Annotated in this window: 25 protein-coding genes and 1 riboswitch; of the genes, 12 read left to right on the plus strand and 13 right to left on the minus strand. The window is 65.1% G+C overall.

Annotated elements, in window-relative coordinates; genetic code table 11:
* The first annotated feature begins 29 nt into the window (after positions 1-29).
* The 3 genes from AKG11_RS01195 (at position 30) to coaBC (ending at position 2,622) form a co-directional block, all read left to right on the plus strand.
* A complete protein-coding gene (locus AKG11_RS01195) occupies positions 30-833 on the plus strand; it encodes a potassium channel family protein (RefSeq protein ID WP_050742658.1) in 804 nt (267 codons plus the stop codon).
* Positions 834-961: 128 nt separating this feature from the next.
* On the plus strand, positions 962-1,189 hold the full coding sequence (locus AKG11_RS01200) for a hypothetical protein (protein WP_050742659.1): 228 nt from the start codon (positions 962-964) through the stop codon (positions 1,187-1,189).
* 227 nt (positions 1,190-1,416) lie between these two features.
* Complete coding sequence (coaBC, locus tag AKG11_RS01205) at positions 1,417-2,622, plus strand: bifunctional phosphopantothenoylcysteine decarboxylase/phosphopantothenate--cysteine ligase CoaBC (protein WP_050742660.1); 1,206 nt, start codon at positions 1,417-1,419, stop codon at positions 2,620-2,622.
* On the opposite strand, the gene AKG11_RS01210 is transcribed toward coaBC, so the two are convergent.
* A complete protein-coding gene (locus tag AKG11_RS01210; protein WP_023516246.1) occupies positions 2,615-3,436 on the minus strand; it encodes a class II glutamine amidotransferase in 822 nt (273 codons plus the stop codon). The two genes, coaBC and AKG11_RS01210, sit on opposite strands and share 8 nt — an antisense overlap.
* Before the next feature lie 276 nt (positions 3,437-3,712).
* Here AKG11_RS01210 and AKG11_RS01215 point away from each other — a divergent pair, with 276 nt between their 5' ends.
* The 4 genes from AKG11_RS01215 (at position 3,713) to AKG11_RS01230 (ending at position 6,585) form a co-directional block, all read left to right on the plus strand.
* Positions 3,713-4,624 carry a pirin family protein gene (locus AKG11_RS01215; RefSeq protein WP_050742661.1) on the plus strand — a complete coding sequence of 304 codons (912 nt, stop codon included), beginning with the start codon at positions 3,713-3,715 and terminating at the stop codon, positions 4,622-4,624.
* Positions 4,625-4,679: 55 nt separating this feature from the next.
* Positions 4,680-5,084, plus strand: a complete 405-nt coding sequence (locus AKG11_RS01220) for a GFA family protein (RefSeq protein ID WP_050742662.1) — start codon at positions 4,680-4,682, stop codon at positions 5,082-5,084.
* Positions 5,085-5,087: 3 nt separating this feature from the next.
* Positions 5,088-5,882, plus strand: a complete 795-nt coding sequence (locus tag AKG11_RS01225; protein WP_050742663.1) for an AraC family transcriptional regulator — start codon at positions 5,088-5,090, stop codon at positions 5,880-5,882.
* Positions 5,883-5,967: 85 nt separating this feature from the next.
* Positions 5,968-6,585 (plus strand): LysE family translocator, encoded by a 618-nt coding sequence (locus AKG11_RS01230; RefSeq protein WP_023511947.1) that lies wholly within the window; start codon positions 5,968-5,970, stop codon positions 6,583-6,585.
* Between the two features lie 26 nt (positions 6,586-6,611).
* Here the strand turns inward: AKG11_RS01230 and thiD are convergent, their stop codons facing one another.
* Both thiD and AKG11_RS01240 read right to left on the minus strand, forming a co-directional pair.
* Entirely contained in the window at positions 6,612-7,415 is an 804-nt protein-coding gene (gene thiD, locus AKG11_RS01235) for a bifunctional hydroxymethylpyrimidine kinase/phosphomethylpyrimidine kinase (RefSeq protein WP_050742664.1), read from the minus strand.
* 41 nt (positions 7,416-7,456) lie between these two features.
* Positions 7,457-7,553: riboswitch (TPP riboswitch) on the minus strand.
* Between the two features lie 135 nt (positions 7,554-7,688).
* A complete protein-coding gene (locus AKG11_RS01240; RefSeq protein WP_023511945.1) occupies positions 7,689-9,269 on the minus strand; it encodes a peptide chain release factor 3 in 1,581 nt (526 codons plus the stop codon).
* Between the two features lie 93 nt (positions 9,270-9,362).
* On the opposite strand from AKG11_RS01240, the gene dut reads away from it, so the two are divergent.
* Together dut and AKG11_RS01250 are read left to right on the plus strand one after the other, a co-directional pair.
* On the plus strand, positions 9,363-9,836 hold the full coding sequence (dut, locus tag AKG11_RS01245) for a dUTP diphosphatase (RefSeq protein WP_050742665.1): 474 nt from the start codon (positions 9,363-9,365) through the stop codon (positions 9,834-9,836).
* Positions 9,837-9,840: 4 nt separating this feature from the next.
* Positions 9,841-10,728: a GNAT family N-acetyltransferase gene (locus AKG11_RS01250; protein WP_050742666.1), complete on the plus strand. Its 888-nt coding sequence runs from the start codon at positions 9,841-9,843 to the stop codon at positions 10,726-10,728.
* Here the strand turns inward: AKG11_RS01250 and AKG11_RS01255 are convergent, their stop codons facing one another.
* Positions 10,729-11,361, minus strand: a complete 633-nt coding sequence (locus AKG11_RS01255; RefSeq protein WP_050742667.1) for a LysE family translocator — start codon at positions 11,359-11,361, stop codon at positions 10,729-10,731. It abuts the gene before it with no gap.
* Positions 11,362-11,567: 206 nt separating this feature from the next.
* Here AKG11_RS01255 and AKG11_RS01260 point away from each other — a divergent pair, with 206 nt between their 5' ends.
* The 3 genes from AKG11_RS01260 (at position 11,568) to AKG11_RS01270 (ending at position 13,744) form a co-directional block, all read left to right on the plus strand.
* Positions 11,568-12,185, plus strand: coding sequence for a LysE family translocator (locus tag AKG11_RS01260; protein WP_050742668.1), 618 nt, complete (start codon positions 11,568-11,570; stop codon positions 12,183-12,185).
* Between the two features lie 130 nt (positions 12,186-12,315).
* Positions 12,316-13,284 carry a cysteine synthase A gene (cysK, locus tag AKG11_RS01265; protein WP_050742669.1) on the plus strand — a complete coding sequence of 323 codons (969 nt, stop codon included), beginning with the start codon at positions 12,316-12,318 and terminating at the stop codon, positions 13,282-13,284.
* A gap of 61 nt (positions 13,285-13,345) precedes the next feature.
* Positions 13,346-13,744, plus strand: a complete 399-nt coding sequence (locus AKG11_RS01270; RefSeq protein WP_050742670.1) for a VOC family protein — start codon at positions 13,346-13,348, stop codon at positions 13,742-13,744.
* Positions 13,745-14,148: 404 nt separating this feature from the next.
* Here the strand turns inward: AKG11_RS01270 and AKG11_RS01275 are convergent, their stop codons facing one another.
* The 9 genes from AKG11_RS01275 to rsmI all read right to left on the minus strand — a co-directional run bounded on the left by AKG11_RS01275 (position 14,149) and on the right by rsmI (position 23,674).
* A complete protein-coding gene (locus AKG11_RS01275; protein ID WP_050742671.1) occupies positions 14,149-15,681 on the minus strand; it encodes a YifB family Mg chelatase-like AAA ATPase in 1,533 nt (510 codons plus the stop codon).
* A 263-nt stretch (positions 15,682-15,944) separates the two neighbouring features.
* Entirely contained in the window at positions 15,945-16,889 is a 945-nt protein-coding gene (gene gshB, locus AKG11_RS01280) for a glutathione synthase (protein ID WP_050742672.1), read from the minus strand.
* Positions 16,890-16,961: 72 nt separating this feature from the next.
* Complete coding sequence (locus tag AKG11_RS01285) at positions 16,962-17,954, minus strand: endonuclease/exonuclease/phosphatase family protein (RefSeq protein WP_050742673.1); 993 nt, start codon at positions 17,952-17,954, stop codon at positions 16,962-16,964.
* Positions 17,951-19,066 (minus strand): sn-glycerol-3-phosphate import ATP-binding protein UgpC, encoded by a 1,116-nt coding sequence (locus AKG11_RS01290; protein ID WP_050742674.1) that lies wholly within the window; start codon positions 19,064-19,066, stop codon positions 17,951-17,953. The genes AKG11_RS01285 and AKG11_RS01290 overlap by 4 nt, the downstream gene beginning before the upstream one ends.
* 12 nt (positions 19,067-19,078) lie before the next feature.
* Entirely contained in the window at positions 19,079-19,921 is an 843-nt protein-coding gene (gene ugpE / locus AKG11_RS01295) for a sn-glycerol-3-phosphate ABC transporter permease UgpE (protein WP_023514973.1), read from the minus strand.
* 13 nt (positions 19,922-19,934) lie between these two features.
* Positions 19,935-20,816, minus strand: coding sequence for an ABC transporter permease subunit (locus tag AKG11_RS01300; RefSeq protein WP_050742675.1), 882 nt, complete (start codon positions 20,814-20,816; stop codon positions 19,935-19,937).
* Positions 20,817-20,987: 171 nt separating this feature from the next.
* Positions 20,988-22,286, minus strand: coding sequence for an extracellular solute-binding protein (locus AKG11_RS01305; protein ID WP_050742676.1), 1,299 nt, complete (start codon positions 22,284-22,286; stop codon positions 20,988-20,990).
* 103 nt (positions 22,287-22,389) lie between these two features.
* Positions 22,390-22,758 (minus strand): YraN family protein, encoded by a 369-nt coding sequence (locus AKG11_RS01310; protein WP_050742677.1) that lies wholly within the window; start codon positions 22,756-22,758, stop codon positions 22,390-22,392.
* Positions 22,748-23,674, minus strand: coding sequence for a 16S rRNA (cytidine(1402)-2'-O)-methyltransferase (gene rsmI, locus AKG11_RS01315; RefSeq protein ID WP_050742678.1), 927 nt, complete (start codon positions 23,672-23,674; stop codon positions 22,748-22,750). Before rsmI ends, AKG11_RS01310 begins: the two co-directional genes overlap by 11 nt.
* Between the last annotated feature and the right edge of the window lie 48 nt (positions 23,675-23,722).

The following is a 23,722-nucleotide window of genomic DNA, read 5'->3' on the forward strand; positions in this document are numbered from 1 at the left end:
CGGCCTTTGGCGGGCGCTAGTCTTTCGGCATGGCTGACGAACCTCTGACCGCAACCGAACCGCCGCCCTTTCTCGAACGGGTGCGGCGGCAGTTGCGCGGGCTCTATTTCGGCCGCGACCGGGAGGCGATCCGTTTCCAGGTCACCATGCTCTTCGTCGATATCGTGATCCTCGGTTTCTTCATCGCCGGCCCGTATCTGCGCACCGGGCCGGCCTACATCATCGTCGATTACGTCATCGCCGCCATCATCGCCTTCGAGCTTGCCGCACGGGCGCTGATCGCGCCGAACCTGCGCTACTGGGCAACGCGGCCGATGACCTGGGTGGATATCGTCGTGCTCGGCACACTGCTCTTTCCCAATCAGCTGCACAATTTCGCCTTCCTGCGTGTCCTGCGCATCTGGGCGATCAGCCAGAGCAAGCTGGTGACATTGCTGCTTCACCGCATCGGGCAAGGCGAGAAGGAGGAGGTCATCCAGGCCTGCGTGAATTTCCTCGTCTTCCTCTTCCTCGTCACCGGCTTCGTCTACAGCAACTTCTTCTACAGCGCCGAGGGTTTCGAAGGCTTCGTCGACGCGCTCTATTTCTCCGTCGCGACCGTCACGACCACCGGCTTCGGCGACATCACCCTGCCCGGCACGCTGGGAAAGCTCACGTCCATCGTCACGATGATCATCGGCATTTCGCTCTTCGTCCGCCTCGCGCAGGCGATCGTGCGGCCCTACAAGGTGAACTTCCCTTGCCCGCAATGCGGCCTCTCGCGCCACGAGACCGATGCCGTGCACTGCAAGGCCTGCGGCCATGTGCTGAACATTCCGAACGACGACACCTGAATCACCCTGTCTTGGCCCGCCGCGCCTGTTCCCGCAGGACGGGAAAGATGCTACTTTAGAAAAGTCGGAATAACCGACATATTGCATTGCAAGACCGTATTCTCCAAAGGGCCAGAGGGGAGCCGTCCATGCGCAAGATCCTTGTTTCCATCGCCATTACTGCCATGTCCCTTGGTGCTTCCGCCGCACCGTCGCTCGCCGGCATGACGCCGGACCCCGCGACGATCCGGTCGGCAAGCGCCGTCGAGCTTGCCACGCACTACTACGGCCATAAGCCGAAGTGCTTCTGGAAGAAGATCAAGAAATACGACTACTACGGCAACCTCGTCATCAAGAAGGTGAAGGTCTGCCACTAGGCGCCTTGCCGGCCACGGTTGGGGAACCGCCGCCGGACAAGACCTGAAAACACTGCCGCAACGGGCAGGACGGAGCAGTCGTCCTTCCGAGCGTGGGGCATGCGCTACAGGCGGCTGGAGGTTTCCGCGCTTCTTCGAAGCACGAAAACACTCCAGCGTCTTGTTTTCACACGATTGCGGGCGCAAAACCGCTTCAGCGCTTTTGCTGGAATTGTTTGGGACCCACCATGTCGCTTGCTGGAAAACGCATCCTCCTCGTCATGTCCGGCGGCATCGCCGCCTACAAGAGCCTCGACCTGATCCGCCGGCTGCGCGAGCGCGGCGCCGAGGTTCGTCCGGTCATGACGGCGGGCGCGCAGCAATTCGTCACGCCGCTTGCCGTCGGCGCGCTTTCGGCCGGCCATGTCTATACCGACCTCTTTTCCCGCGAAGACGAACAGGATGTCGGGCATATCCGGCTGGCGCGCGATTGCGACCTCATCGTCGTCGCCCCCGCCACGGCCGATCTCATGGCGAAGATGGCGAACGGCCTCGCCGACGACCTTGCCTCCACGGTGCTGCTCGCCACCGACCGGCCGGTGCTGCTGGCTCCTGCCATGAACCCGAAAATGTGGTCGCATCCGGCGACCCGGCGCAATGTCGAGACGCTGCGGGGGGACGGGCTTGCCTTTGTCGGCCCCAATGCCGGCGAGATGGCGGAGGGCGGCGAAGCCGGCCTTGGGCGCATGGCCGAACCGCTCGAGATCGTCGCAGCGGTGGAAGGCCTGCTCGATGGCGGCGCAAGGCCGCTGGCCGGCCGCAAGGCCGTCGTTACGTCCGGGCCGACCCATGAGCCTATCGACCCCGTGCGCTACATCGCGAACCGCTCCTCCGGCCGGCAGGGCCACGCCATCGCCGCAGCGCTCGCCCGGCTCGGAGCCGAGGTGACGCTGGTGTCCGGCCCCGTCACGCTCAGCGATCCGCCGGGCGTCAAGGTGGTGAAGGTCGAGCGGGCGGACGAGATGCTGCAGGCGGTCCTCGGCGTACTGCCCGCGGATATCGCCGTCATGGTCGCGGCCGTCGCCGACTGGCGCGTGGCAACACCGAACAGCGAGAAGATCAAGAAGCAGCCGGGCGAAGGGCCGCCCCCGCTGATGCTCGCCGAGAACCCGGATATCCTGAAGACCGTCGGCCATCATGCCAAACGCCCGAAGGTCGTCGTCGGCTTTGCCGCCGAGACGCAGGATGTCGAGAGCAACGGCCGCGTGAAGTTGCAAAAGAAGGGCGCCGACCTCATCGTCGCCAACGACGTCTCGCCGGAAACGGGCATCATGGGCGGCACGCGCAACAGCGTGAAGTTGATCACCGCCGGCGGCGTCGAGCAATGGCCGGATCTTTCGAAGGACGACGTCGCCGGTCGCCTTGCCGGCTGGATTGCCGAACGGCTTACTTGACGAGGGCGAGACGCCCTTCCATCGCCTGTGCCGGCCGGCCGGCGGGAGAGAAGATGCGCACGTCGACGCCGTTTTCGCCGAGCACGACGGCGCTGCCATCGGGGATTTCCACCCAGGCTTCCGTATCGTCGTTCAGCGGCTCGGAGACCAGGCAATAGCCGCCCGTCGCACCCATTGGCGCGGCGTAGAGCGTCGGCGCGGCGTAGTCCGTCGCATACCGCACCGCATAGAGCTGGTCGCCATCGGTGAAGGCGGCGGTGAAGCGCACGAGCACGCGGCGCTCCAGATGGGCGGCGAGCCGTTCGACGAAGGCGATCGTCTCGGCCATCGCGCCGAGCGGGTCGCGGGCAAGGCCGAACTGCAGGGCGAGCAGGAAGAGCAGCTCGGAATCCGTCGAGCCGGTGCGGGCCATGTAGAGGTCGTTGTCGAGCATGGTTTCGAGCGGCCGGCGCAGATGCTCGAAGTCGGCGATCTGGCCATTGTGCATGAAGGACCAGATGCCGTTGACAAAGGGATGGCAATTGTCGCGCCGCGTTCCGCCGCCGGTTGCGGCCCGCACATGGGCAAGGAACAGCGGCGAGCGCACCTGGCTGGCAATACTGCGCAGGTTGCAATCCGACCAGGCGGGCAGGATGTCGCGGTAGCGGCCGGGCTCCGCGCGCTCGCCATACCAGGCGATGCCGAAACCGTCGCCATTGGTCGCCGTCTTGGCACGGGTGGCGCAGTGGGATTGCTCGATCAGCGAATGGGCAGGCGAGGACACCAGTTCCTCAAGGAAAAGCGGCTCTCCACGATAGGCTGCCCAACGGCACATGACGCTACTCTCGCTTTCGAAGACCGGCACGAACCGGTGATGGACCCGACGCATTAACCATGGCACTGCCCGGATTTTCAACGCAAATGGGTAAAATTGCGTTAACGAATGTAAACGGGCCGAAACCATGCGTGTCATTATGATGACAGCAGCAAAGGGCGCAGTTTCCGGCGGAACATGCGTTTTGTGAACGGTCCGTTTCCCGGGTGCCGGATTTCGTGAACAATGACCGGGGCGTATAAGGGCTGCAAGCAACCCGACCGAAAGGACCTCCCGATGTCCATACGCCCCGTCAAGCACGAAAGCATCGCCCAGCCGACCATGGAAGGCGCCGGCGTCAAGCTGCACCGCGTCTTCGGGTTCGGTGATCCCTCGATGACCGATCCCTTCCTGATGATGGACGATTTCCGCAACGACAACCCTGCGGACTACATCCGCGGCTTCCCTTGGCACCCCCATCGCGGCATCGAGACCATAACCTATGTGCTGGCCGGTACCGTGGAACACGGCGACAGTCTCGGCAACAACGGCGTCATGGGTGCCGGCGACGTGCAGTGGATGACTGCCGGCAGCGGCATCCTGCACCAGGAAATGCCGCGCGGCGACTTTGCCGGCAAGATGCACGGTTTCCAGCTGTGGGCCAACCTGCCCTCCTCGCTGAAAATGACCGCGCCGCGCTACCAGGATATCAAGTCCACCGACATCCCCGTCGTCGTCGATGACGACGGCACGGCGGTGCGCATCATCAGCGGCAGCTTCTGGGGCCGGAGCGGGCCGGTTGACGGCATCGCCGCCGAACCGGTCTATCTTGACGTTTCCGTACCGCCGGGCAAGCGCAAGGTGCTGCCCGTCGACACCTACCGCTCCGCCTTCGCCTATATCTTCGCCGGTTCGGGCACCTTCCGCGATGCCTCCAAGCCGTTCGGCGTGAAGGTGGAGAAGGAGTACCAGGGCGAGGAGCTGAACATTCGCGATCTCTCCGGCAACCGCACGCTCGTGGTCTTCGACACGGGCGACGAGGTGACGGTTCAGGCTGGCGAGAAGGGCATCCGCTTCCTGCTCGTTACCGGCAAGCCGATCCAGGAGCCCGTCGCCTGGCATGGTCCGATCGTGATGAACACGCGCGAGGAGCTGCAGCAGGCGATGCGCGAACTGCAGAACGGCACCTTCGTCAAGCCGGCGCATTGACGCGCGGCCGCGAAACCCTATCCTTCCGCCCTGTCCCGCGGCGGAAGGATAGACCATGCGGATCGACGGCCAATGCCATTGCGGCTTCGTCACCTACGAAGCGGAGATCGACCCCGAGGCGGTCTCCATCTGTCATTGCACGGATTGCCAGCGGCTGACCGGCTCGCCCTACCGCGTCACCGCGAGCCTTCCGAAGGACGCCCTGCGCCTCACCGGCAATCCGCCGAAACTCTACACGAAGACGGCCGAGAACGGCCGCAAGCGCCTGCAGTATTTCTGCCCCGAATGCGGTTCGCCGCTGTTCACGACAGGCACGGGCACCGATGCTGCAACGTGGGGCATCCGCTGGGGCAGCATCAACCAGCGCGCCGCGCTTTCCCCGAAAAGCCAGATCTGGTGCCGCTCGGCCCTCGACTGGTTCGGAGAAGCGACGGCGCTTCCCGGCGTCGCGACGGATTGAACCATGGCGACGGAGCGTTTCCAGATCGTGCGAACGGGCCTCGACGGTATCGAGGCGGTCTTTGCCGACAGCCGACATACCTTCGCGCGCCATACGCACGAGACCTACGGCATCGGTCTCATCGAACGCGGTGCGCAGAAATCGGCGAGCGGGCGCGGGCTGGTGGAGGCAGCGGCCGGCAACACGATTACCGTCAATCCGGGCGAGGTGCATGACGGCGCGCCAATCGGCGGCGCCGCGCGTGCCTGGCACATGCTCTACCTGCAGCCCGCGCTCGTCCAAGCGGCCGCCGAGGATATTTTCGAAGGGCGACCGCGCGAGGAATTCTACGCGCCGGTGCTGGAGGACGGGCGCATTGCGGGCCTGGTTTCGAGGCTGCTCACCCTGCTTCTCGACGCAAGCGCCGGCGCGCTCGGCCGCGAAGAACAGCTTCTCCTGCTGCTTGCCGCCGTGCTGCGCGAACAGGCGCCGCGGCAGGACGGTCCCGCGGCGATCGGCCGTGCCCGTGACCGGCTCGACGGCGATCCGGCCTCGGCCGTGACGCTGGAAAACCTTGCCAGCGAGTGTGGGCTCGGCCGCTTCCGGCTGGTGCGCGATTTTGCCCGCCTCACCGGCCTGACACCGCATGCCTACCTGCTCCAGCGCCGCACCGAGCTTGCCCGGCGGCTGATTGCTTCCGGCACGCCGCTCGCCGAGGCAGCGATTGCGTCCGGCTTTGCCGACCAGAGCCACATGACGCGCAATTTCCCCCGCCGCTACGGCTACACACCCGGCACCTATCTCGCCGCCCGCGCCTGAACGGCCTGCATCCCGCAATTTCGTTCAAGACCCGCGCCGCCCGTCCGGTATTCCCTGCCGTCTTTCAAGCCGCATGGAACCAGACATGACTTCCGAATTCCTCATTACTTCGCTCGTCGTCATCCTTTTGCCCGGCACCGGCGTGATCTATACGCTGGCGCTCGGCATCAGCGGCGGGTTCCGCGCTGCTGTTCTGGCCGCCTTCGGCTGCACGCTCGGCATCATCCCGCATATCCTCGCCAGCGTCGTTGGCCTCGCCGCCGTGCTGCATGCCAGTGCGCTCGCCTTCGAGGTGCTGCGCTATATCGGCGTCGCCTATCTCCTGTTCATCGCCTGGAGCCTGCTGAAGGACAGCAATGCGCTGGATGTCGGGCCGGAGCAGGCACCGGTCGGCGGCGCGGCAAGGATCGTGCGCAAGGGCATCTTCACCAACATCTTCAATCCGAAGCTCTCGCTGTTCTTTCTCGCCTTCCTGCCGCAGTTCATCCCGGCGGGCACTTCCGGCGATGCCACCGGACAGATGCTCTTCCTCGGCGGCATCTTCATGGCGCTCACCTTCCTTGTCTTCGTCGGCTATGGAGCGCTTGCCGCCGGCCTGCGCCGGCAGGTGCTGAGCCGGCCGGCGGTCATCGTCTGGATGCAGCGCAGCTTCGCCGCCGCCCTCGGCCTCATGGGCCTCAGGCTTGCACTCGCCGACCGGTAACGGCCTGAGCGGGCTGCCGACCGGTCCTAAAGAGCGTGAAAATGATGCAGCGGGCCGTGGCCGGAGCCGACGGTCAGCGCATCCGACATGCGCACGGCACCGGCGATGAAGCGCTTGGCCGCCGCCACGGCATCGGGGAGCGCCAGTCCCTTGCCGAGTTCGGCTGCGATTGCGCTCGACAGGGAACAACCGGTGCCATGCGTGTTGCGTGTCAGCACCCGCACACCCTCGAACCAGTGCAGCCGGTCTGGCGTCGCGAGCACGTCGGGGCTCTCGCTGCCCGGCAGATGACCGCCCTTCAGCAGCACCGCCTTCGGCCCGAAGCCAAGCAGCCGCCTTGCCTGGTCCTCCATACCAGCCCGGTCCACGGCCTCCGCCTCGCCCAGGAGGGCGGCCGCCTCCGGCAGGTTCGGCGTCAGCACGCTTGCGCGCGGCAGCAGCTGGCGCGTCAGTGCGGCGACGGCCTCCTGCGCCAGGAGCGAAGCCCCGCCCTTGGCAACCATGACCGGATCGAGCACGATGGGCACATCACGATGCGGCGAGAGGGCAGCGGCCACGGCTTCGGCGATCTCTGCCGAGGCGATCATGCCGATCTTCACCGCATCCACCCGGATATCGACGAAAACCGCGGCGATCTGCGCCGCCACGAAGCCGGGCGGCACCAGATGCACGCCGGAAACGCCTTGCGTATTCTGCGCCGTCAGGGCCGTCAGGGCCGCCATACCGTAAGCACCGCGCGCGGCAAACGTCTTGAGATCCGCCTGTATGCCCGCGCCGCCCGAGGGGTCGGAGCCCGCGATCGAGAGAATGTTTGCGATTGTGTCGGCCATCTCGCCTCCTTTCGGCAGGGGTGGCCTCGGGGTGGCTGCGATGCGGCACCCGTTCGACTCCCTCCGCCGGCATGATCCGGTTCAGGTTCAAAGGGTGCTTCTCAGCCCGCCTTCCGGCGGACGCCCCTGTCTTAAACAAGTTTTCGCAAATGACGCGGCGCCTGTCACGCCGAAAGTGGCGTCCAGGAGCGTTTGCCCCCGGCGCCATGCATCCTTCTCCCTATCCGCGGGGAGAAGGCGACCGATGGATTCGCAGGCAGGTAACCCGCCCAATCAGGCCTTTGTGACGTGGTATTCCTTGATGGCAACCATCTTGATTGCCGGATACCGCTCTGCCTCATAGCGCAGCGAGAAGGCATCCTGCGCCAGGAAGACCGGGTCGCCGTCAAGATCGCGGGCGATATCGCCGCGGCGCTGGGTGACGAACTTGTCCAGCTCCGCTGCGCTGTCCGAGGAAATCCAGCGGCAGACGGAAAAGCGTGACATTTCGAAGGAGACCGGCAGGCCATATTCCGCCGAAAGCCGCTCCTTCAACACGTCGAGCTGCAGCGCACCGACGACGCCGACGATGGCGGGCGAGCCGTCTTCCGGCGAGAAGAGCTGCACGACGCCCTCCTCCGCCATCTGCTGGAGCGCCTCCTTCAGCTTCTTGGCCTTCATCGCGTCTTCCAGCCGCACGCGGCGCAGGATTTCCGGCGCGAAGTTCGGCACGCCTTCGAAGACCAGCGCCTCGCCTTCCGTCAGCGTGTCGCCGATGCGCAGCGTGCCATGGTTGGGAATCCCCACCACGTCGCCGGCATAGGCCGTATCGGCCAGCTGGCGCTGCGAGGCGAAGAAGAACTGCGGGGCGGAAAGGCCGATCGTCTTGCCCGTGCGGGCAAGGCGCACCTTCATGCCACGCTCCAGCATGCCGGAGCAGACGCGGGCAAAGGCGATGCGGTCGCGATGGTTCGGGTCCATATTCGCCTGGATCTTGAAGACGAAGGCCGTCATCTTGTCTTCCGAGGCGTGGACCTTGCGCACATCCGCCACCTGATCGCGCGGCGGCGGCGCGAAGGCGCCGAGTGCGTTGATGAGGTCGCGCACACCGAAATTCCGCAGCGCCGAGCCGAAGAAGACCGGCGTCATGTGGCCTTCGAGGAAGGCCTCCTGGTCGTAGGGCCGGCAGGCCTCGCGGGCGAGCTCAAGCTCTTCGGTGAAGGCGGCCCGCTCGTTTTCCGGCAGGTTCTTCGCCACGACGGCCGGGTCGTCGATCTTCGTCGGCTGCACCTGCGTGTCCGAGCCGCGGAAGGTGCGCTCGGCCAGGTGATAGGAGCCGCAGAAGGTCTTCGAGCGGCCGACCGGCCAGGTGATGGGCGCGGTGTCGAGCGCCAGCTTCTCTTCCACCTCATCGAGGATTTCGAAGGGGTCGCGGCTCTCGCGGTCCATCTTGTTGACGAAGGTGATGATCGGGATGTCGCGCAGGCGGCAGACCTCGAACAGCTTCAGCGTGCGCGGCTCGATGCCCTTGGCGGCGTCGATGACCATGACCGCCGCATCCACCGCCGTCAGCGTGCGGTAGGTGTCGTCGGCGAAGTCCTCGTGACCGGGCGTATCGAGAATGTTGAAGACGTTGCCGTCATATTCGAAGGTCATCACCGAGGTGACGACGGAGATGCCGCGTTCACGCTCGATCTTCATCCAGTCCGAACGGGTCTGGATGCGGTCCTTCTTCGCCTTCACTTCGCCGGCGAGCTGGATGGCACCGCCGAAAAGCAGGAGCTTTTCCGTGAGGGTGGTCTTACCGGCATCCGGGTGCGCGATGATCGCAAAGGTGCGGCGGCGGGAGACCGCCTCTGCAAGGGTTTCGGCCATTTTCTGCAATATCCTGTGAGTTGCCGCGGTCTTTACAGGCTCCGCCGGGAAGATGCAATTGACGGGGTGGGACTGCGGCCGGCTTATGGGCGGATGAACGCACACGCCTCCACCCAGCCCATGCTCAGCCTTCTCCGCCTGCCGCATGGCGCGGGCATAGAACTTCCCGCCTACGAGACCGGCGGCGCCGCCGGCATGGACCTGCGTGCCGCCGTGGCAGAAGATCAATCGCTGACACTGCTGCCCGGCAAGCGCACCCTGGTGCCGACCGGCTTCGTCTTCGAAATCCCGTCCGGTTACGAGGGGCAAGTCCGCCCCCGCTCCGGCCTTGCCTTCAAGAACGGCGTCACCTGCCTCAACACGCCCGGCACCATCGACAGCGACTATCGCGGCGAGGTGAAGGTGCTGCTCGTCAATCTCGGCGAAGAACCATTCGTCATCGAACGCGGCATGCGCATCGCGCAGATGGTGATCGCCCCGGTCACGCAGGTCGCCGTGCGCGAGGCGGAGACGGCGAGCGAGACGACACGCGGAGCCGGCGGTTTCGGCTCCACTGGCGTACGCTAGGTCGATGCCCCACCGCGAAGACCTTTCCTTCCGTTCGGACTATTTCGGCGACAGCGCCGCCTGGCGGGCGCTCGCCGGTCTGCTTGAGGATGTCTTCGACATCGACGTGACGGTCATAGACCGGCTCGGCGGACCGGACCCGACCAGTATCCCCTTTGCCTGGTTCGACGGCGAAGGCCGCTGCATCGCAAATATCAGCGCCTTTTCCCTGCCGCTTGTCGTCAACGGCACCTTCGTGCGCGCCGCGGGCCTGCAATCGGGCGCCGTGCGGCCGGAATACCGTGGAAAGGGACTCTACCGCGACGTCATGGAAGCGGCGCTACGGCACTGCGATGCGGAAGGGTTCGAGGCCGTCGTGCTTCTGACCGATACGCCGGATCTCTACCGCCGCCATGGCTTTCGCGCGCTGGCGCAGCATCGTTTCGAAGGACCGGCGCCGACAGGCGGCCGGGCCGGGCCGCTTCGACGGCTCGATATCGGCAGCGAGGCCGATGTCACGCTGCTCGGCCGCCTGCTTGAGGGACGCCGACCGGTATCCGATCACTTTGCGCCGCTGCGGCAGAAGGAGATGTTCCTCTTCAATGCCGCGCTGATGCCGGACCTCAGGCTCGACCTGATGGAAGAGACCAATACCGCGATCGCCTGGCAGATGAGCGAGGATGGCGGCGTCGATCTCCTCGATGTCGTCGGCGCGCGCATTCCGAGCCTTGCGGACATCCTGGCGAGCCTGCACACCGCACCTGCCCGTGTCACCGTGCACTTTGCACCCGATCATCTGGGCTGGGCGGGCGCGGGTCTACCGGACGAAAACGACATGGTGCTCATGCTGCGCGGGTCGGGTGGGCTTTCGCCGGAGCAACCTTTCGCGCTGCCGCCGATGGCCGAGTTCTGATCAGCGGCGCGCATCCATCGCCATGCGCAGCGCAAACCCCGCGAGCACGGTGCCCATGAGCCAGCGCTGCACCAGCATCCAGCGCGGACGAGCCGTGAAAAGGGCAGCAACGGAGCCGGCGGAAACAGCGATCAGTGCATTGACGCTGATGCTGATGGCGACCTGCGTGCCGCCGAGGACCAGTGCCTGCAGGAAGACATCGCCCTTCGCCGGGTCGATGAACTGCGGCAGCAGCGAGAGATAGAGCACCGCGACCTTCGGGTTCAGCAGGTTTGTCAAAAGGCCCATGAGAAAAAGCTTGCGGTTGCTGTCTCGCGGCAGCGCCTTCACCTCGAAGGCGGAGCGCCCGCCGGGACGTAGCACTTGCCAGGCAAGCCAGGCCAGATAGAGCGCGCCGGCAAACCGCAGCGCATCATAGGCATAGGGCACCGCCATCAGAAGCGCGGTGATGCCAAGGGCTGCGGAGATGAGGTAGAACACGAAACCGAGCGCCACGCCGCCAAGCGAGACAAGACCGGCTGCCGGCCCCTGACAGATCGAGCGGGAGATGAGATAGATCATGTTCGGGCCCGGTGTCAGCACCATGCCGAGCGCGATGAGGGCAAAGGCGACAAGGCTGGTGACGTCGGGCATCCACGATCCTCCATGGCGGGAACAAGACATATCGCGCGTTTCCAGCCCGCCGCAAGTGCCCATCTCCCCAGACGCCATGGAGGCGTGAAAGGTGTGCAGCGCAGTTTTCCAAAGCCCGGTTTTCCGTTCCGTCTAGAGCGCTACAAAACCGCTTCGCTCCTGGGCTGGAAGTGCGCTAGAAGAACAGGATCCTTCGGAGTTCCGTCATGACCGTCGCCGTCCTGCTTGCTTATTGTGGCGCCTTGTTCATCGCTGCCATCATTCCCGGTCCCGGCATCACGGCGATCGTCGCGCGGGCGCTCGGCTCGGGGTTCCGGCCCACTTTCTTCATGGGGCTCGGCCTCATCCTCGGCGACATGATCTATCTGACGGCGGTCATCCTGGGCCTTGCCTTCATCGCCCAGACCTTCACCACGACCTTCATGCTGATCAAGATCGCAGGCGCGCTCTATCTCGGCTATATCGCCTGGAAGCTCTGGACGAGCGGCCTCATCCCGCAGGATATCGAGGCGCGGACCTCGAGCAGCATGACGATGTCGTTCCTCTCGGGTCTCTTCGTGACGCTCGGCAACCCGAAGACCATGCTCTTCTATGTCGCGCTGGTGCCGACGCTGATCGATCTCGAGGCGATCGGCCTCGAAGACTACGGCATGCTGCTTGCCGCGACCTTCGTGGTGCTGCTCGTCGTGCTGGTGCCCTATATCGCCCTTGCCTCGCGCGCGAGGCTTCTCCTGAAGCAGCCGAAGGCGCTGCAGCGGATGAACCGGGTCGCCGCCGGCATTCTCGCCGGGACCGCCGCTTACATCGCGACCCGCGCGGCGTGAAGGTTCATCCGATTTTGCGCCGGCAGGAAACGGATTATTCCGCTTTCGGCACTTTTGTCGCGAAATCCGGACTCGTCTCCGGCACCATTCGCTCCTATCTTCTGCGGAACGAGAACCGAGGGAGCACCCGATGACCGACACCCGCAAACCCGGCCGCGGCCGTATCTACGCCTCCATCACCGAGACGATCGGCGATACGCCGATCGTGCGGCTCGACAAGTTTGCGAAGGAAAAGGGCATTTCGGCCACCCTTCTTGCAAAACTCGAATTCTTCAACCCGATCGCCTCGGTAAAGGACCGTATCGGCGTGGCGATGATCGAGGCGCTCGAAGCCGATGGCAGGATCACGCCCGGCAGCTCGACGCTGGTGGAGCCGACCTCGGGCAATACGGGGATCGCGCTCGCCTTCGCTGCCGCCGCCAAGGGCTACCGCCTCATCCTCACCATGCCGGAGACCATGTCGGTCGAGCGGCGCAAGATGCTGGCGCTGCTCGGTGCCGAACTTGTGCTGACCGAAGGCCCGAAGGGCATGAAGGGCGCGATTGCCAAGGCAGAGGAGCTGGCCGCCACCATTCCCGGCGCGATCATCCCCCAGCAGTTCGAGAACCCGGCCAATCCCGAAATCCATCGCCGGACGACCGCCGAAGAGATCTGGAACGACACGGACGGCGCGGTCGATATCCTCGTTTCCGGCATCGGCACGGGCGGCACGATCACCGGCACCGGCCAGGTGCTGAAGGCAAGGAAGCCCGGTTTCAAGGTCGTCGCCGTCGAGCCGGCAGACAGCCCGGTCCTGTCCGGCGGCACTCCCGGCCCGCACAAGATCCAGGGCATCGGCGCCGGCTTCGCGCCGGCGGTCCTGGATACGTCCATCTATGACGAGGTCGTGACCGTCACGAACGACGAGGCCTTCGAAAATGCCCGCCTCGTGGCACGGCTGGAAGGCGTACCGGTCGGCATCTCCTCCGGCGCAGCGCTCACCGCCGCCGTCAAGGTCGGCAGCCGCCCGGAAAACGCCGGCAAGACCATCGTCGTCATCATCCCCTCCTTTGCCGAGCGCTACCTTTCCACCGCGCTCTTCGAAGGTCTCGGCGGCTGAGGCTCCCGGCCCGTCGCGCCATGCGCAAGGCGGGCCGCCACCATTTCCCGGCGGGCACTTCATGCTCCACCATCTCTCCCTCGGCGTTCGCGACATTCTCCGCGCAGCCGCGTTCTACGACGCGGCCCTGGCGCCGCTCGGCTACGGGCGGGTGTGGTCGGATATCCGCCCCGGCGAACCGGATCAGGCCGTCGGCTACGGGCCGCCGGGCAGTGGCGACAAGCTCTGCCTGAAGGACCGCGGCATGGTCACCGCCCCGCCGGGACCGGGCTTTCACGTCGCTTTCGCCGCACCGAGCCGCAGCGCGGTGGACGCCTTCCATCAGGCCGCCCTTGCCGCCGGCGGACGCGACAACGGCCCGCCCGGCCTTCGGCTCCACTACGGTCCGGCCTACTATGCGGCCTTCGTGATCGATCCCGACGGGCACGCTATCGAAGCCGTCTTCAAAGACCCGGTTTGAGCCTCTATCGGCAGGCGCACCGTTCGCCCGCCACCGATCAACCTGGCACGATCCTCTCCACATCAAGGACCGCTCGGGTCGCGACACAATCCTCGGCCCCCAAGGCGGGAGGCACTTGATCAGCAACGGCGCGACGAATGGCACCGACGACCGGGAGGTCTACGCGTCCGTCAGAACAATCCCGATGAAATCAGGCTCACCGGAGTGGCTGCATAACTTGTTCTCAACACCAGCCGGCACCGAAGCGATTTCGCTTCGGCTGGAGGGGTTTTGGTTTTACGGTGCACCCACATCGCTGGAGCATTTCCGGTAAATCCGTGTTCACCGGAAATGCTCTATCTCCTTGTTTCTTCCGCATTGCCCGGCGCCGAAACGATCCCGCTTCGGTTGGAAATGCTCCAGGATCACGCCGCCGCGGAAAGCCGTTCGCTCGCAATGCGGTAGGAGATTGCCTCCGCAAGGTGAATACGCCCGACGATGGGCGTTTCGTCGAGATCGGCGAGCGTGCGGGCGACTTTGAGGATGCGGTGATAGCCGCGGGCGGAAAAATGCATCTTTTCCGCGGCATCGCGCAAAAGCTGGAGGCCACCGGGATCGGGCTCCGCCACCTTTTCGACGAGCGCGGTCGAAGCACGCGCATTGCTGGTGACGGAGGCCATACCGAGCCGGGCAAAACGATCGACCTGCAGGGCGCGGGCACGGGCAACGCGGCGGGCGACGGTCTCGCTGGCCTCGGCAGCCATGGGGCGGATGAGGTCCGTCGCCGAAACGGCCGGCACGTCGATGCGGATGTCGATACGGTCCATCAGCGGACCGGAAATGCGGGCCTGATAGTCGCTCATGCAGCGCGGACCGCGGGCGCAGCTGCGGCCGGGTTCACCCGCCATGCCACAGCGGCAGGGGTTCATCGCCGCGACGAGCTGCATGGCGGCAGGGTAGCTCACCCGATGGTTTGCCCGGGCAATGATGCACTCCCCCGTTTCAAGCGGCTGGCGCAGGGCATCGAGCGCCTGCGGCGAAAATTCCGGCAGTTCGTCGAGGAAGAGCACACCATTATGGGCGAGCGACACCTCGCCGGGCCTTGCCCGCGATCCGCCGCCGACCAGCGCGGCCATGGTGGCGGAATGGTGCGGTGCACGAAAGGGCCGACGATCCGACAGCCGACCGCCGGAAAGCTGGCCGGCGATGGAATGGATCATCGAGACCTCCAGCAGCTCGCGCGGCGAGAGCGGCGGCAGGATGGCGGCAAGGCGCGCGGCGAGCATGGATTTTCCCGAGCCCGGCGGGCCGACCATCAAGAGGTTATGGTTTCCCGCCGCCGCGACCTCCAGCGCCCGCTTGGCACTCTCCTGCCCACGGATATCGGCAAGATCCGGCAGGCCCGCCGCTGCCGTACGGATGGCGGGCGCCGGCCGGGACAGGACCTGCGTGCCCTTGAAATGGTTGGCGAGTGCAATGAGGCTGCGCGGCGCCAGGATGTCGAGATCGCCGCCGGCCCAGGCGGCTTCCGCGCCGTTTTCCGCGGGGCAGATCAATCCCTTGCCGAGCGCATTCGCCCCCATGGCCGCCGGCAGCGCCCCGGCGACCGCGGCGATCGTGCCATCGAGGTTCAGCTCGCCGATGACGACGTAGTCCTCCAGCGCATCCCCCGGCACGGCACCGAGCGCCATCATGAGGCCGAGCGCGATGGAAAGGTCGTAGTGGCTGCCTTCCTTCGGCAGATCCGCCGGAGCGAGATTGACCGTCACGCGCTTCGGCGGCAACGAGAGGCCCGACGCGTGCAGGGCGGCCTGCACCCGCTCGCGGCTTTCGGCAACCGCCTTGTCCGGCAGGCCGACGATCTGCATGCCCACCTTGCCGGGTGCGACCATGACCTGCACATCGACGGGCACACCCTCGATGCCCTGAAATGCAATCGTACCGACCCGCGCCACCATGATTGCCCCCGCCCGCTCCCGCCGCGCCGCGCTTCATTTCGCGCAAGGCACCGCGACACGTTTTCGCCGAAAACGATTGCCGCAACCCCTTCTGGTTGCAGGCGCAAATCTGGCATGGAATCCGGAATGAAACAAGAACAATTATAGAACTTGTGAGGGAATTTTCCGCGCACCGGTTGTACTCGGTTGCAAGGACGGAACGAAGGCGGGACGTTCGCGAACGGAACGCCCCGCAACGGTCCTTGCCGCGGGTGGCAAGCGGCTCAGCGCTTGCTCTCGATGGCGTCCCAAAGCAGGGAGGAGATGTCTGCGCCGCCGAACTTCCGCACCTCCCGGATGCCTGTCGGAGAGGTCACGTTGATCTCTGTCATATAGTCGCCGATGACGTCGATGCCGACGAAGAGGAAGCCGCGCTCGCGCAGCGCCGGGCCGATCCGGGCGCAGATCTCCTTTTCGCGCGCCGTCAGCTCCGTCGGCTCCGGCCGGCCGCCGGCATGCATGTTGGAGCGGGCGTCGTGTTCGGCAGGCACGCGGTTGATGGCTCCGACCGGCTCGCCATCGACGAGCAGGATGCGCTTGTCGCCCTTGCGTACGTCCGGCAGGTACTGCTGGGCGATGAAGGGTTCGCGGAACATCTGGCCGAACATCTCGAGCAGCGAGGAGAGATTGCGGTCGTCCTTGGTAGAATGGAAGACGCCGGCGCCGCCATTGCCATAGAGCGGCTTCAGGATCATGTCGCCCATCTCTTCACGGAAACGGCGGATTTCGGCGGGATCGCGGGTGATGAGCGTTGCCGGCATGAGGTCGGCGAATTCGGTAACGAAGATCTTTTCCGGCGAGTTGCGCACCCAGGCCGGGTCGTTGACGACCAGCGTCTTCGGGTGGATGCGCTCCAGGAGATGCGTCGAGGTGATGTAGGACATGTCGAAGGGCGGGTCCTGGCGCAGCAGCACCACATCCATCGTCGAGAGGTCGATGCGCTCGGGGTCACCGAGCGTATAGTGGTCGCCCTTGACGTCGCGCAATTCCATCGGCTCGGCGGTGGCGTAGACCTTGCCGTCGCGCAGGCTCAGCCGGTCTGGCGTATAGTGAAAAAGCCTGTAGCCGCGGTTCTGCGCCTCGAGGCTCATGGCGAACGTGGAATCGCCGGCGATGTTGATGGTCGACACATGGTCCATCTGGACCGCGACGTTCTTGATCTTTGCCATGGAAAGTCCCCTCAGGAATGCCCGACACATTTAGGGTGCGGGCGGCGCGATGGCAACGGGCCTCGCACGGGGTCAGGCGAAGCCATCGATTTGGCAGGTGATGAGGTCGTGGTCGGAAAGCGGGCGTCCGGAGGGGCAGAGCGAGGAGACGATCTGCGTCTGCGAGACGGCGAGGCCGCGTGCAAGAAACCAGTCGAGCTTCATCGCCCGCTCGGGCCAGCGCGTGATGAGGCTCGGGCGTGTCGTCACCCCGTCCAGCGGGCCGCCATGGCGAATGAAGCCCCGTTCGGCCGCACGGGCAAAAAGCCCCTCGGCCTCGAAATCGCCGTCGGCGTGGTTGCCCGTGTTGAGGTCGCCGCCGATGAGGACGGGATGGCCCGGGAAAGCGGCGTCGAGCGCGTCGATCAGGCCGATCATCTGGCGCTCGCGATAGGCGGCCGTCGTAGCGCTTTCGAAATGCGTGGAGGCAAGGACGAGTGGGCCGGCCTCCGTGTTGACGACAGCGCCGATCGCCATGCGCTCACCAAGACGCGGCTGGTCGACCTCGCCCATGAACCACAGGCGTTCTCCTTCCAGCCGCAGCAGGAAAGGCTGGTGCAGCGGCACGGTGGCCATGAGGCCGTTGCCGTGCAGACCGCGGCGATTGAACGGATCCTTGCAGAATTCCAGCTCCGTGTCGGAGCCGAGGCCGAGTTCGATGAATTCGACGCCGTAGAGATAGGCCATGCCGAGATCGCCGGCGACCTCGGCCGTGGTGTGACGCTGGCGCGTGCGGGCCATGCCATCGTCCATTTCGGAGAGCAGCACGATCTCGGCACCGGTCGCGCCGAGATGCTCGGCGCTTTCGAGCGGAAAGAGGCAACGCTCGAGGTTCCACGCGGCGACGGTGAAGGGAAAGGGCAACGGTTCGGCGCGCTCGGCACGGCCGCCTTTCTCCACGGCGTTCATGCAGGCAAGCTCCGCCATCCGGGCATCGTGCGCCGGAATGGACTTTTCGAGATCGGCTATCGCCGCACGCTCCGCCGGAGTGGGAGCGGTCAACCTGTCGACGACCGTGCGGATCATGACGCGGGCTCCAGCGCCGGGATGCCGGCGGCATGGGTTTCCGACCGCTCCTCGCCCGACCAGTCGATCCGCCGACCGCTGGCACTGTCGAAGAAATGCAGCCGGCAGGGTGCGATGGAGAGCGACGCGGTTTCCGGCAGCGGATTTTCCGAGGAGACCGCGGCGACGAGCGGCTGGTCGCCGACGAAACCATGTACAAGACGCTGGGCGCCCAGTTCCTCGACATAATCGATCCGGAAAGGCAGGCTGCCCTCCCCGCCCGGATGGAGACGCAGGTCCTCGGCACGCAGGCCGACGGTCACAGTGCCCTGTGCCGGGACCGTGGCGCCGAGGTCGATGAGGGCCGGGCCGAGGGCGAGTTTATTGCCATGGATTTCGCCGGAAACGAGATTCATGGCCGGCGAACCGATGAAGCTGGCGACGAAGGTCGTCGCCGGGCGGTGGTAGACGTCGAGCGGCCGGCCGATCTGCTCGATCCTGCCGCCGGAGAGCACGACGAGGCGGTCCGCCAGCGTCATGGCTTCGAGCTGGTCGTGGGTGACGTAGATCGAGGTCGTGCCGACGCGGCGTTGCAGGCGCTTGATTTCGCCGCGCATGGAGACGCGCAGTTTCGCATCGAGGTTGGAGAGCGGCTCGTCGAAGAGGAAGGCCGAAGGTTTGCGCACGATGGCGCGGCCCATGGCGACACGCTGGCGCTGGCCGCCGGAGAGCGCGCGGGGCTTTCGCTCCAGGTAGGGCTGCAGTTCGAGCATGCGGGCGGCTTCCGCCACGCGCGCGTCGATCTCGGCCTTCGGCGTGCGGCGGTTCTTGAGGCCGTAGGCAAGGTTTTCGTAGACCGTCATATGCGGATAGAGCGCATAGTTCTGAAAGACCATGGCAATGTCGCGGTCGGCCGGATCGACATCGTTGACGACGCGTGAGCCGATCGTCACTTCACCCTCGCTGATCGTCTCCAGCCCCGCGACCATGCGCAAGAGCGTCGACTTTCCGCAGCCGGAGGGACCGACGAGCACGATGAACTCGCCGTCGGCGATGTCGATCGAGACGGAGCTGACGGCGGTCACGCCGCCATTGTAGATCTTGGACACGCCCTTGATACCGATCGATGCCATGGGACGACCCTCCTATTTGTCGCTTTCGGTAAGGCCCTTGATGAACCACCGCTGGAAGATCAGCACGATCATGACCGGCGGCAGCATGGCGAGGATCGCCAGCGCAAAGGCCTCGTTGTAATCGGGAATGTTGGAGCCGACCCAGACGAGCAGGATCTGCTTGATGCCACGCACCAGCGTGAAGAAGCGCTCGTCCGTGGTCATCAGCGTCGGCCAGAGATACTGGTTCCAGCCATAGACGAACATGATGATGAAGATGGCGGCGATCATGGTGCGCGAGAGCGGCACGAGCACGTCGATGAAGAATTTTATCGGCCCCGCTCCGTCGATGCGCGCGGCCTCCAGCAGTTCCTCCGGCACGGACTTGAAGAACTGGCGGAAGAAGAAGGTGCCGGTGGCCGATGCCAGGAGCGGCACGATGAGACCGGTATAGGTGTTGGTGAGCGAGAGCTTGTTCATCACCTCGTAGGAGGGGACGATGCGCACTTCGAGCGGCAGCAGCAGCGTCGTGAAGATCATCCAGAAGAACAGCGTGCCGAGCCTGAAGCGGAAATAGACGATGGCATAGGCGGCGAGCATGGACAGAATGATCTTGCCCGCGGCGAAACCGACACCAAGGATCAGCGAATTCCAGATCATGCGCGCACCGGTGATCTCGCCGGTAAAGCCGCCTTCGCGCGTCAAAACGGTGTTGTAGGTCTCGGTGAAATTGCCGCCCCAGGTGATGGAGAGGCCGTTCCTGTGGATGTCGGCGGCATCGTGCGTCGAGGTCATGAAGGCGACCACCACGGGCGCGACCATGACGAAGACGCCGAGCATGAGGATGAGATGATCGAACAGACGGGTACGGTTCATGGCGGGCGGCCTCTCAATTGTAGTGCACGCGCCGCTCGATGAAGCGGAACTGGAAGATGGTGAGCACGAAGACGACGATCATCAGGATGACGGACTGGGCGGAGGAACCGCCGAGGTCGTTGCCGCGGAAGCCGTCCATGTAAACCTTGTAGACCAGCGTGATCGGGTTGTTGGCGGCCTTGTCCTTCACCATCACGTCGATGACGCCGAAGGTGTCGAAGAGGGCGTAGGTCATGTTGATGATGAGCAGGAAGAAGGCAGTGGGCGCGAGCAGCGGCAGCGTCATCGTCCAGAAGCGCCGGACGCCGGAGCGGCAGTCGATGGCGGCCGCCTCGCGCACGGAGGCCGGAATGCTCTGGAGCCCCGAGAGGATGAAGATGAAATTGTAGGGGATCTGCTTCCACACCGACACGATGATCATGGCAATGGCGGTATCGTTGTAATTGAGGCCGACCTTCATGTCCCAGCCGAAAAGGGCGGCGAATTTCACCAGAGGGCCGATATGCTGGTCGAAGAACATCATGCCCATCAGGCCCGCGACCGGCGGGGCGATGGCGTAGACCCAGATCAGCAGCGTCTTGTAGGTCGCGCTTCCCTTCAGCACCGCATCCGCCTTGACGGCGAGCAGCATGCCGATCCCGAGCGACAGGAAGGTGACGAGCGCGGTGAAGACCACGGTGAAGCGGGCGATCGACTGGTACTGCGGGGAACCGAGCGCATCCGAATAGTTCGCCAGGCCGACGAAGGTGGAGCCGAAGCCGAAGGGATCCTCGAGATAGAAGGACGACTGGATCGCCTGGACGGACGGCCAGTAGAAGAAAACGAAGATGATCGCCATCTGCGGCGCGATAAAGAGATAGGGCAGGTAGGGCGACGAGAACTGGACGCGCTTCATGTCGTGGCCTTTGAAAGAGCGGAGGCGGCGGGCGACTGCCCCTCACCCCAACCCTCTCCCTAGCCAAGCGGGGAGAGGGGGAGGAAACGCCGCGGCTTGGTCCCTTCTCCCCGCCTGCGGGGAGAAGGTGGCCGGCAGGCCGGATGAGGGGCCGGCCGGAGCTGAACCCTATCAGCCGGCGGTCTTGGCAAAGCGGGCGAGCAGGTCGTTCGCCTCGGTCTCGATCGTCTTCAGGGCGTCTTCGACCGACGTTTCGCCGGCGAAGATACGACCGTATTCACGCTCCATGATCTCGCGGATCTGCGGGTAGAAGCCGAGGCGGTAGCCCTTCGACCAGTCGCCCGAGGGCAGCATGAGCTGCTTGATGCCGACTTCGGCGACCGGGGTCTTTTCATAGTAGCCTTCGGACTTCGCCAGCTCGTAGGCGGCCTTGGTGATGGCGACGTAGCCGGTGGCCTGGTGGTAGAACTTCTGCACTTCCGGCGAGGTCAGGAACTGGAAGAAATCGGCCGTGCACTTGTTCTCTTCGTCCGACTTGCCAGACATGGCAAACAGCGCAGCACCGCCGATGAAGGAGTTGGTGCCGGCGCCCTCGACGCTCTGCCAATAGGGCAGGAAGGTCGCGGTGAACGGCTTCTGCGCGGTCTTCGTCAGGCCACCGAAGGAACCCGAAGAGCCGATCCAGAAGGCGGCCTTGCCCTCTTCGAAAAGCTTCTGGTTGTCGTTCCAGCCGGCGCCGTAGTAGCCGAAGTAACCCTCGTCGGCCCAGGACTTCAGCTTGGTGAACATCATGACGAGGTTCGGGTCCGTCATGTTGATCTTGGTGTCAACGACCGAGTCGTAGCCGTTGTTGTTCGTTGCGAACTGGATGTTGTGGCGCGAGAAGAAGTTTTCGGTGAACTGCCAGGTCAGCTGCGACTGGACGAGCGGCAGGTAGCCGGCCTCCTTCAGCTTCGGCGCGATCGCCTCGAACTCTTCCCAGGTCTTCGGCGCTTCCACACCGACCTTTTCCAGGGCTTCGGTGTTCACGTACATGATCGGCGCTGAAGAGTTGAACGGCATGCCGACGAACTTGCCATCCGGCGCAGCGTAGAAATAGCGCACGCCCTCGATGAAGGCTTCGCGGTCGAACTTGTGGCCGGCGCCGGTGATCAGGTCTTCGGCCGGGATGACGGCGTTCGGAGCGTTGATGATCGTCGCCGCGCCGGCGTCGAAGACCTGCAGGATGTTCGGCTGCTCGCCCGAGCGGAAGGCGGCGATGCCGGAAGCGAGCGCTTCCTCATAGGTGCCCTTCGAAACCGGCGTCAGCGCGCAGGCCGACTGGGCCTCGTTGAACTTCTTGGCAACTTCATTGATGACTTCGCCGTTGCGACCGGCCATGCCGTGCCACCAGGTGATGTTGGTGGCGGCCATCGACGCCGAGGCGGAAAACGCGAGTGCGAAACCTGCGAGGGAAAGCGGCTTGAACATGGGTTGCTCCTCTTCACCGGATTTGGTGTGAGGGGTGCACTAAGGGGCCACCGTGACGGGCGCGTTACAGTTTCGTGTCAGTTTCGTTACATTTTCCTTTTGATCAAAACGCATCCGGCAGATGCCGGGGAAGCCGCCAGGGGCGTACGGCGACGATGTCATATCTGAGGGAAAGGCGGTGGCCGTCGGGTTGCTGCGACAACCAGATTTCACTTGCCGCACGGATGCGCCGCTGCGCGGTTCCTGTGACGGCAAAGACAGCGCTGTCGACATCACGGCGGGCCTTCACCTCGACACAGACGACCAGATCGCCCCGTCGCGCGATGATGTCGATTTCGCCGAGCTTCGTGCGGTAGCGGATCGCACGGATGCGAAAACCCCTGGCGACAAGGTAGAGCGCGGCAATGTATTCGGAGACGTGCCCGCGGCGAAAGGCCTTCAGCCGGCCCGGATCCGCCGGCCTATTGCCCATCGCCGCCCTTCAGGTCGATGAGGCGCTGGTAGAGATCGCGCCGCGGCACGCCGGTCTGCCGCGCGGCCTCGGTCGCCGCCTTGCCGGCCGGCATGTCCCTGACGAGCGCGGCAAGCAACCGGTCGACATCCTCCGCCTCCGGTGCGGCGGCCTCACCGGGCGGGCCGATGACGAAGACGATCTCGCCCTTGACGGTGTGGCCGTCGCCGTAAAATACCGAAAGCTCGCCGAGCGTTCCGCGGCGAAACTCCTCGAAGGTCTTGGTCAGTTCACGACAGACGCAGGCCGCCCGCCCCTCCCCGAGCACCTCGGCCGCCGCCGCCACCGTCGCGGCGATGCGATGCGGGGATTCGAAGAACAGCAACGTCGCCGGCACGCCGGCAAGCTCGGCCAGACGATCCCGCCGCGCCTTGTCCTTGGACGGCAGGAAGCCGGCAAAGAAGAAGGCCTCGTTGGAGAGGCCCGAGCCGACGAGCGCAGCAAGCGGGGCGGAGGCGCCGGGAATGGGCACGACGCGGTGGCCCGCAGCAATGGCGAGCAATGCCAGCCGGTATCCGGGATCGGAAACAAGCGGCGTGCCGGCATCGGAGACGAGAGCAACGGATTTGCCTTGCTCCAGCGCGGCGATGAGGCGTGGACCCGCCTCGTCTGCATTGTGCTCGTGATAGGCGTAAGGCCGGTTTACAATGCCGTAGCGGTCGAGCAGGACGCGGGTGACGCGGGTGTCCTCACAGGCTAGCACATCAGCGCCCGCCAGGGTCTCGAGCGCCCGCAGCGTGATATCGGAGAGGTTGCCGATCGGCGTCGCGACGAGATAAAGCGCCGGCTCCAGCGGCCGGGTGGGTATCACGGCATTGTGCAGGCGAAAGGTCTTCGCGCCTCCGCTACCGCCGTTTGCCGCATCGTCATCCCGCATCGCCCGTCGCCTTTCCAGCCGCTGGGCGGCCGCCTGTCCTCATCCTTA

The sequence above is a fragment of the Shinella sp. SUS2 genome, from assembly GCF_001262505.1.
GTDB lineage: Bacteria > Pseudomonadota > Alphaproteobacteria > Rhizobiales > Rhizobiaceae > Shinella.

What these genes read in the sequence shown, in the direction of transcription:
- AKG11_RS01285 (WP_050742673.1), bottom strand. Translation starts at nt 17,954, where the DNA reads ATGATCCGCACGGTCGTCGACAGGTTGACCGCTCCCACTCCGGCGGAG.
- thiD (WP_050742664.1), bottom strand. Translation starts at nt 7,415, where the DNA reads ATGGCCGACACAATCGCAAACATTCTCTCGATCGCGGGCTCCGACCCC.
- rsmI (WP_050742678.1), bottom strand. Translation starts at nt 23,674, where the DNA reads ATGCGGGATGACGATGCGGCAAACGGCGGTAGCGGAGGCGCGAAGACC.
- AKG11_RS01210 (WP_023516246.1), bottom strand. Translation starts at nt 3,436, where the DNA reads ATGTGCCGTTGGGCAGCCTATCGTGGAGAGCCGCTTTTCCTTGAGGAA.
- AKG11_RS01290 (WP_050742674.1), bottom strand. Translation starts at nt 19,066, where the DNA reads ATGGCATCGATCGGTATCAAGGGCGTGTCCAAGATCTACAATGGCGGC.
- ugpE (WP_023514973.1), bottom strand. Translation starts at nt 19,921, where the DNA reads ATGAACCGTACCCGTCTGTTCGATCATCTCATCCTCATGCTCGGCGTC.
- AKG11_RS01310 (WP_050742677.1), bottom strand. Translation starts at nt 22,758, where the DNA reads ATGGGCAATAGGCCGGCGGATCCGGGCCGGCTGAAGGCCTTTCGCCGC.
- AKG11_RS01275 (WP_050742671.1), bottom strand. Translation starts at nt 15,681, where the DNA reads ATGGTGGCGCGGGTCGGTACGATTGCATTTCAGGGCATCGAGGGTGTG.
- AKG11_RS01305 (WP_050742676.1), bottom strand. Translation starts at nt 22,286, where the DNA reads ATGTTCAAGCCGCTTTCCCTCGCAGGTTTCGCACTCGCGTTTTCCGCC.
- AKG11_RS01250 (WP_050742666.1), top strand. Translation starts at nt 9,841, where the DNA reads ATGCCCCACCGCGAAGACCTTTCCTTCCGTTCGGACTATTTCGGCGAC.
- AKG11_RS01255 (WP_050742667.1), bottom strand. Translation starts at nt 11,361, where the DNA reads ATGCCCGACGTCACCAGCCTTGTCGCCTTTGCCCTCATCGCGCTCGGC.
- AKG11_RS01215 (WP_050742661.1), top strand. Translation starts at nt 3,713, where the DNA reads ATGTCCATACGCCCCGTCAAGCACGAAAGCATCGCCCAGCCGACCATG.
- AKG11_RS01220 (WP_050742662.1), top strand. Translation starts at nt 4,680, where the DNA reads ATGCGGATCGACGGCCAATGCCATTGCGGCTTCGTCACCTACGAAGCG.
- AKG11_RS01240 (WP_023511945.1), bottom strand. Translation starts at nt 9,269, where the DNA reads ATGGCCGAAACCCTTGCAGAGGCGGTCTCCCGCCGCCGCACCTTTGCG.
- AKG11_RS01300 (WP_050742675.1), bottom strand. Translation starts at nt 20,816, where the DNA reads ATGAAGCGCGTCCAGTTCTCGTCGCCCTACCTGCCCTATCTCTTTATC.
- AKG11_RS01200 (WP_050742659.1), top strand. Translation starts at nt 962, where the DNA reads ATGCGCAAGATCCTTGTTTCCATCGCCATTACTGCCATGTCCCTTGGT.
- dut (WP_050742665.1), top strand. Translation starts at nt 9,363, where the DNA reads ATGAACGCACACGCCTCCACCCAGCCCATGCTCAGCCTTCTCCGCCTG.
- gshB (WP_050742672.1), bottom strand. Translation starts at nt 16,889, where the DNA reads ATGGCAAAGATCAAGAACGTCGCGGTCCAGATGGACCATGTGTCGACC.
- AKG11_RS01230 (WP_023511947.1), top strand. Translation starts at nt 5,968, where the DNA reads ATGACTTCCGAATTCCTCATTACTTCGCTCGTCGTCATCCTTTTGCCC.
- cysK (WP_050742669.1), top strand. Translation starts at nt 12,316, where the DNA reads ATGACCGACACCCGCAAACCCGGCCGCGGCCGTATCTACGCCTCCATC.
- AKG11_RS01270 (WP_050742670.1), top strand. Translation starts at nt 13,346, where the DNA reads ATGCTCCACCATCTCTCCCTCGGCGTTCGCGACATTCTCCGCGCAGCC.
- coaBC (WP_050742660.1), top strand. Translation starts at nt 1,417, where the DNA reads ATGTCGCTTGCTGGAAAACGCATCCTCCTCGTCATGTCCGGCGGCATC.
- AKG11_RS01260 (WP_050742668.1), top strand. Translation starts at nt 11,568, where the DNA reads ATGACCGTCGCCGTCCTGCTTGCTTATTGTGGCGCCTTGTTCATCGCT.
- AKG11_RS01225 (WP_050742663.1), top strand. Translation starts at nt 5,088, where the DNA reads ATGGCGACGGAGCGTTTCCAGATCGTGCGAACGGGCCTCGACGGTATC.
- AKG11_RS01195 (WP_050742658.1), top strand. Translation starts at nt 30, where the DNA reads ATGGCTGACGAACCTCTGACCGCAACCGAACCGCCGCCCTTTCTCGAA.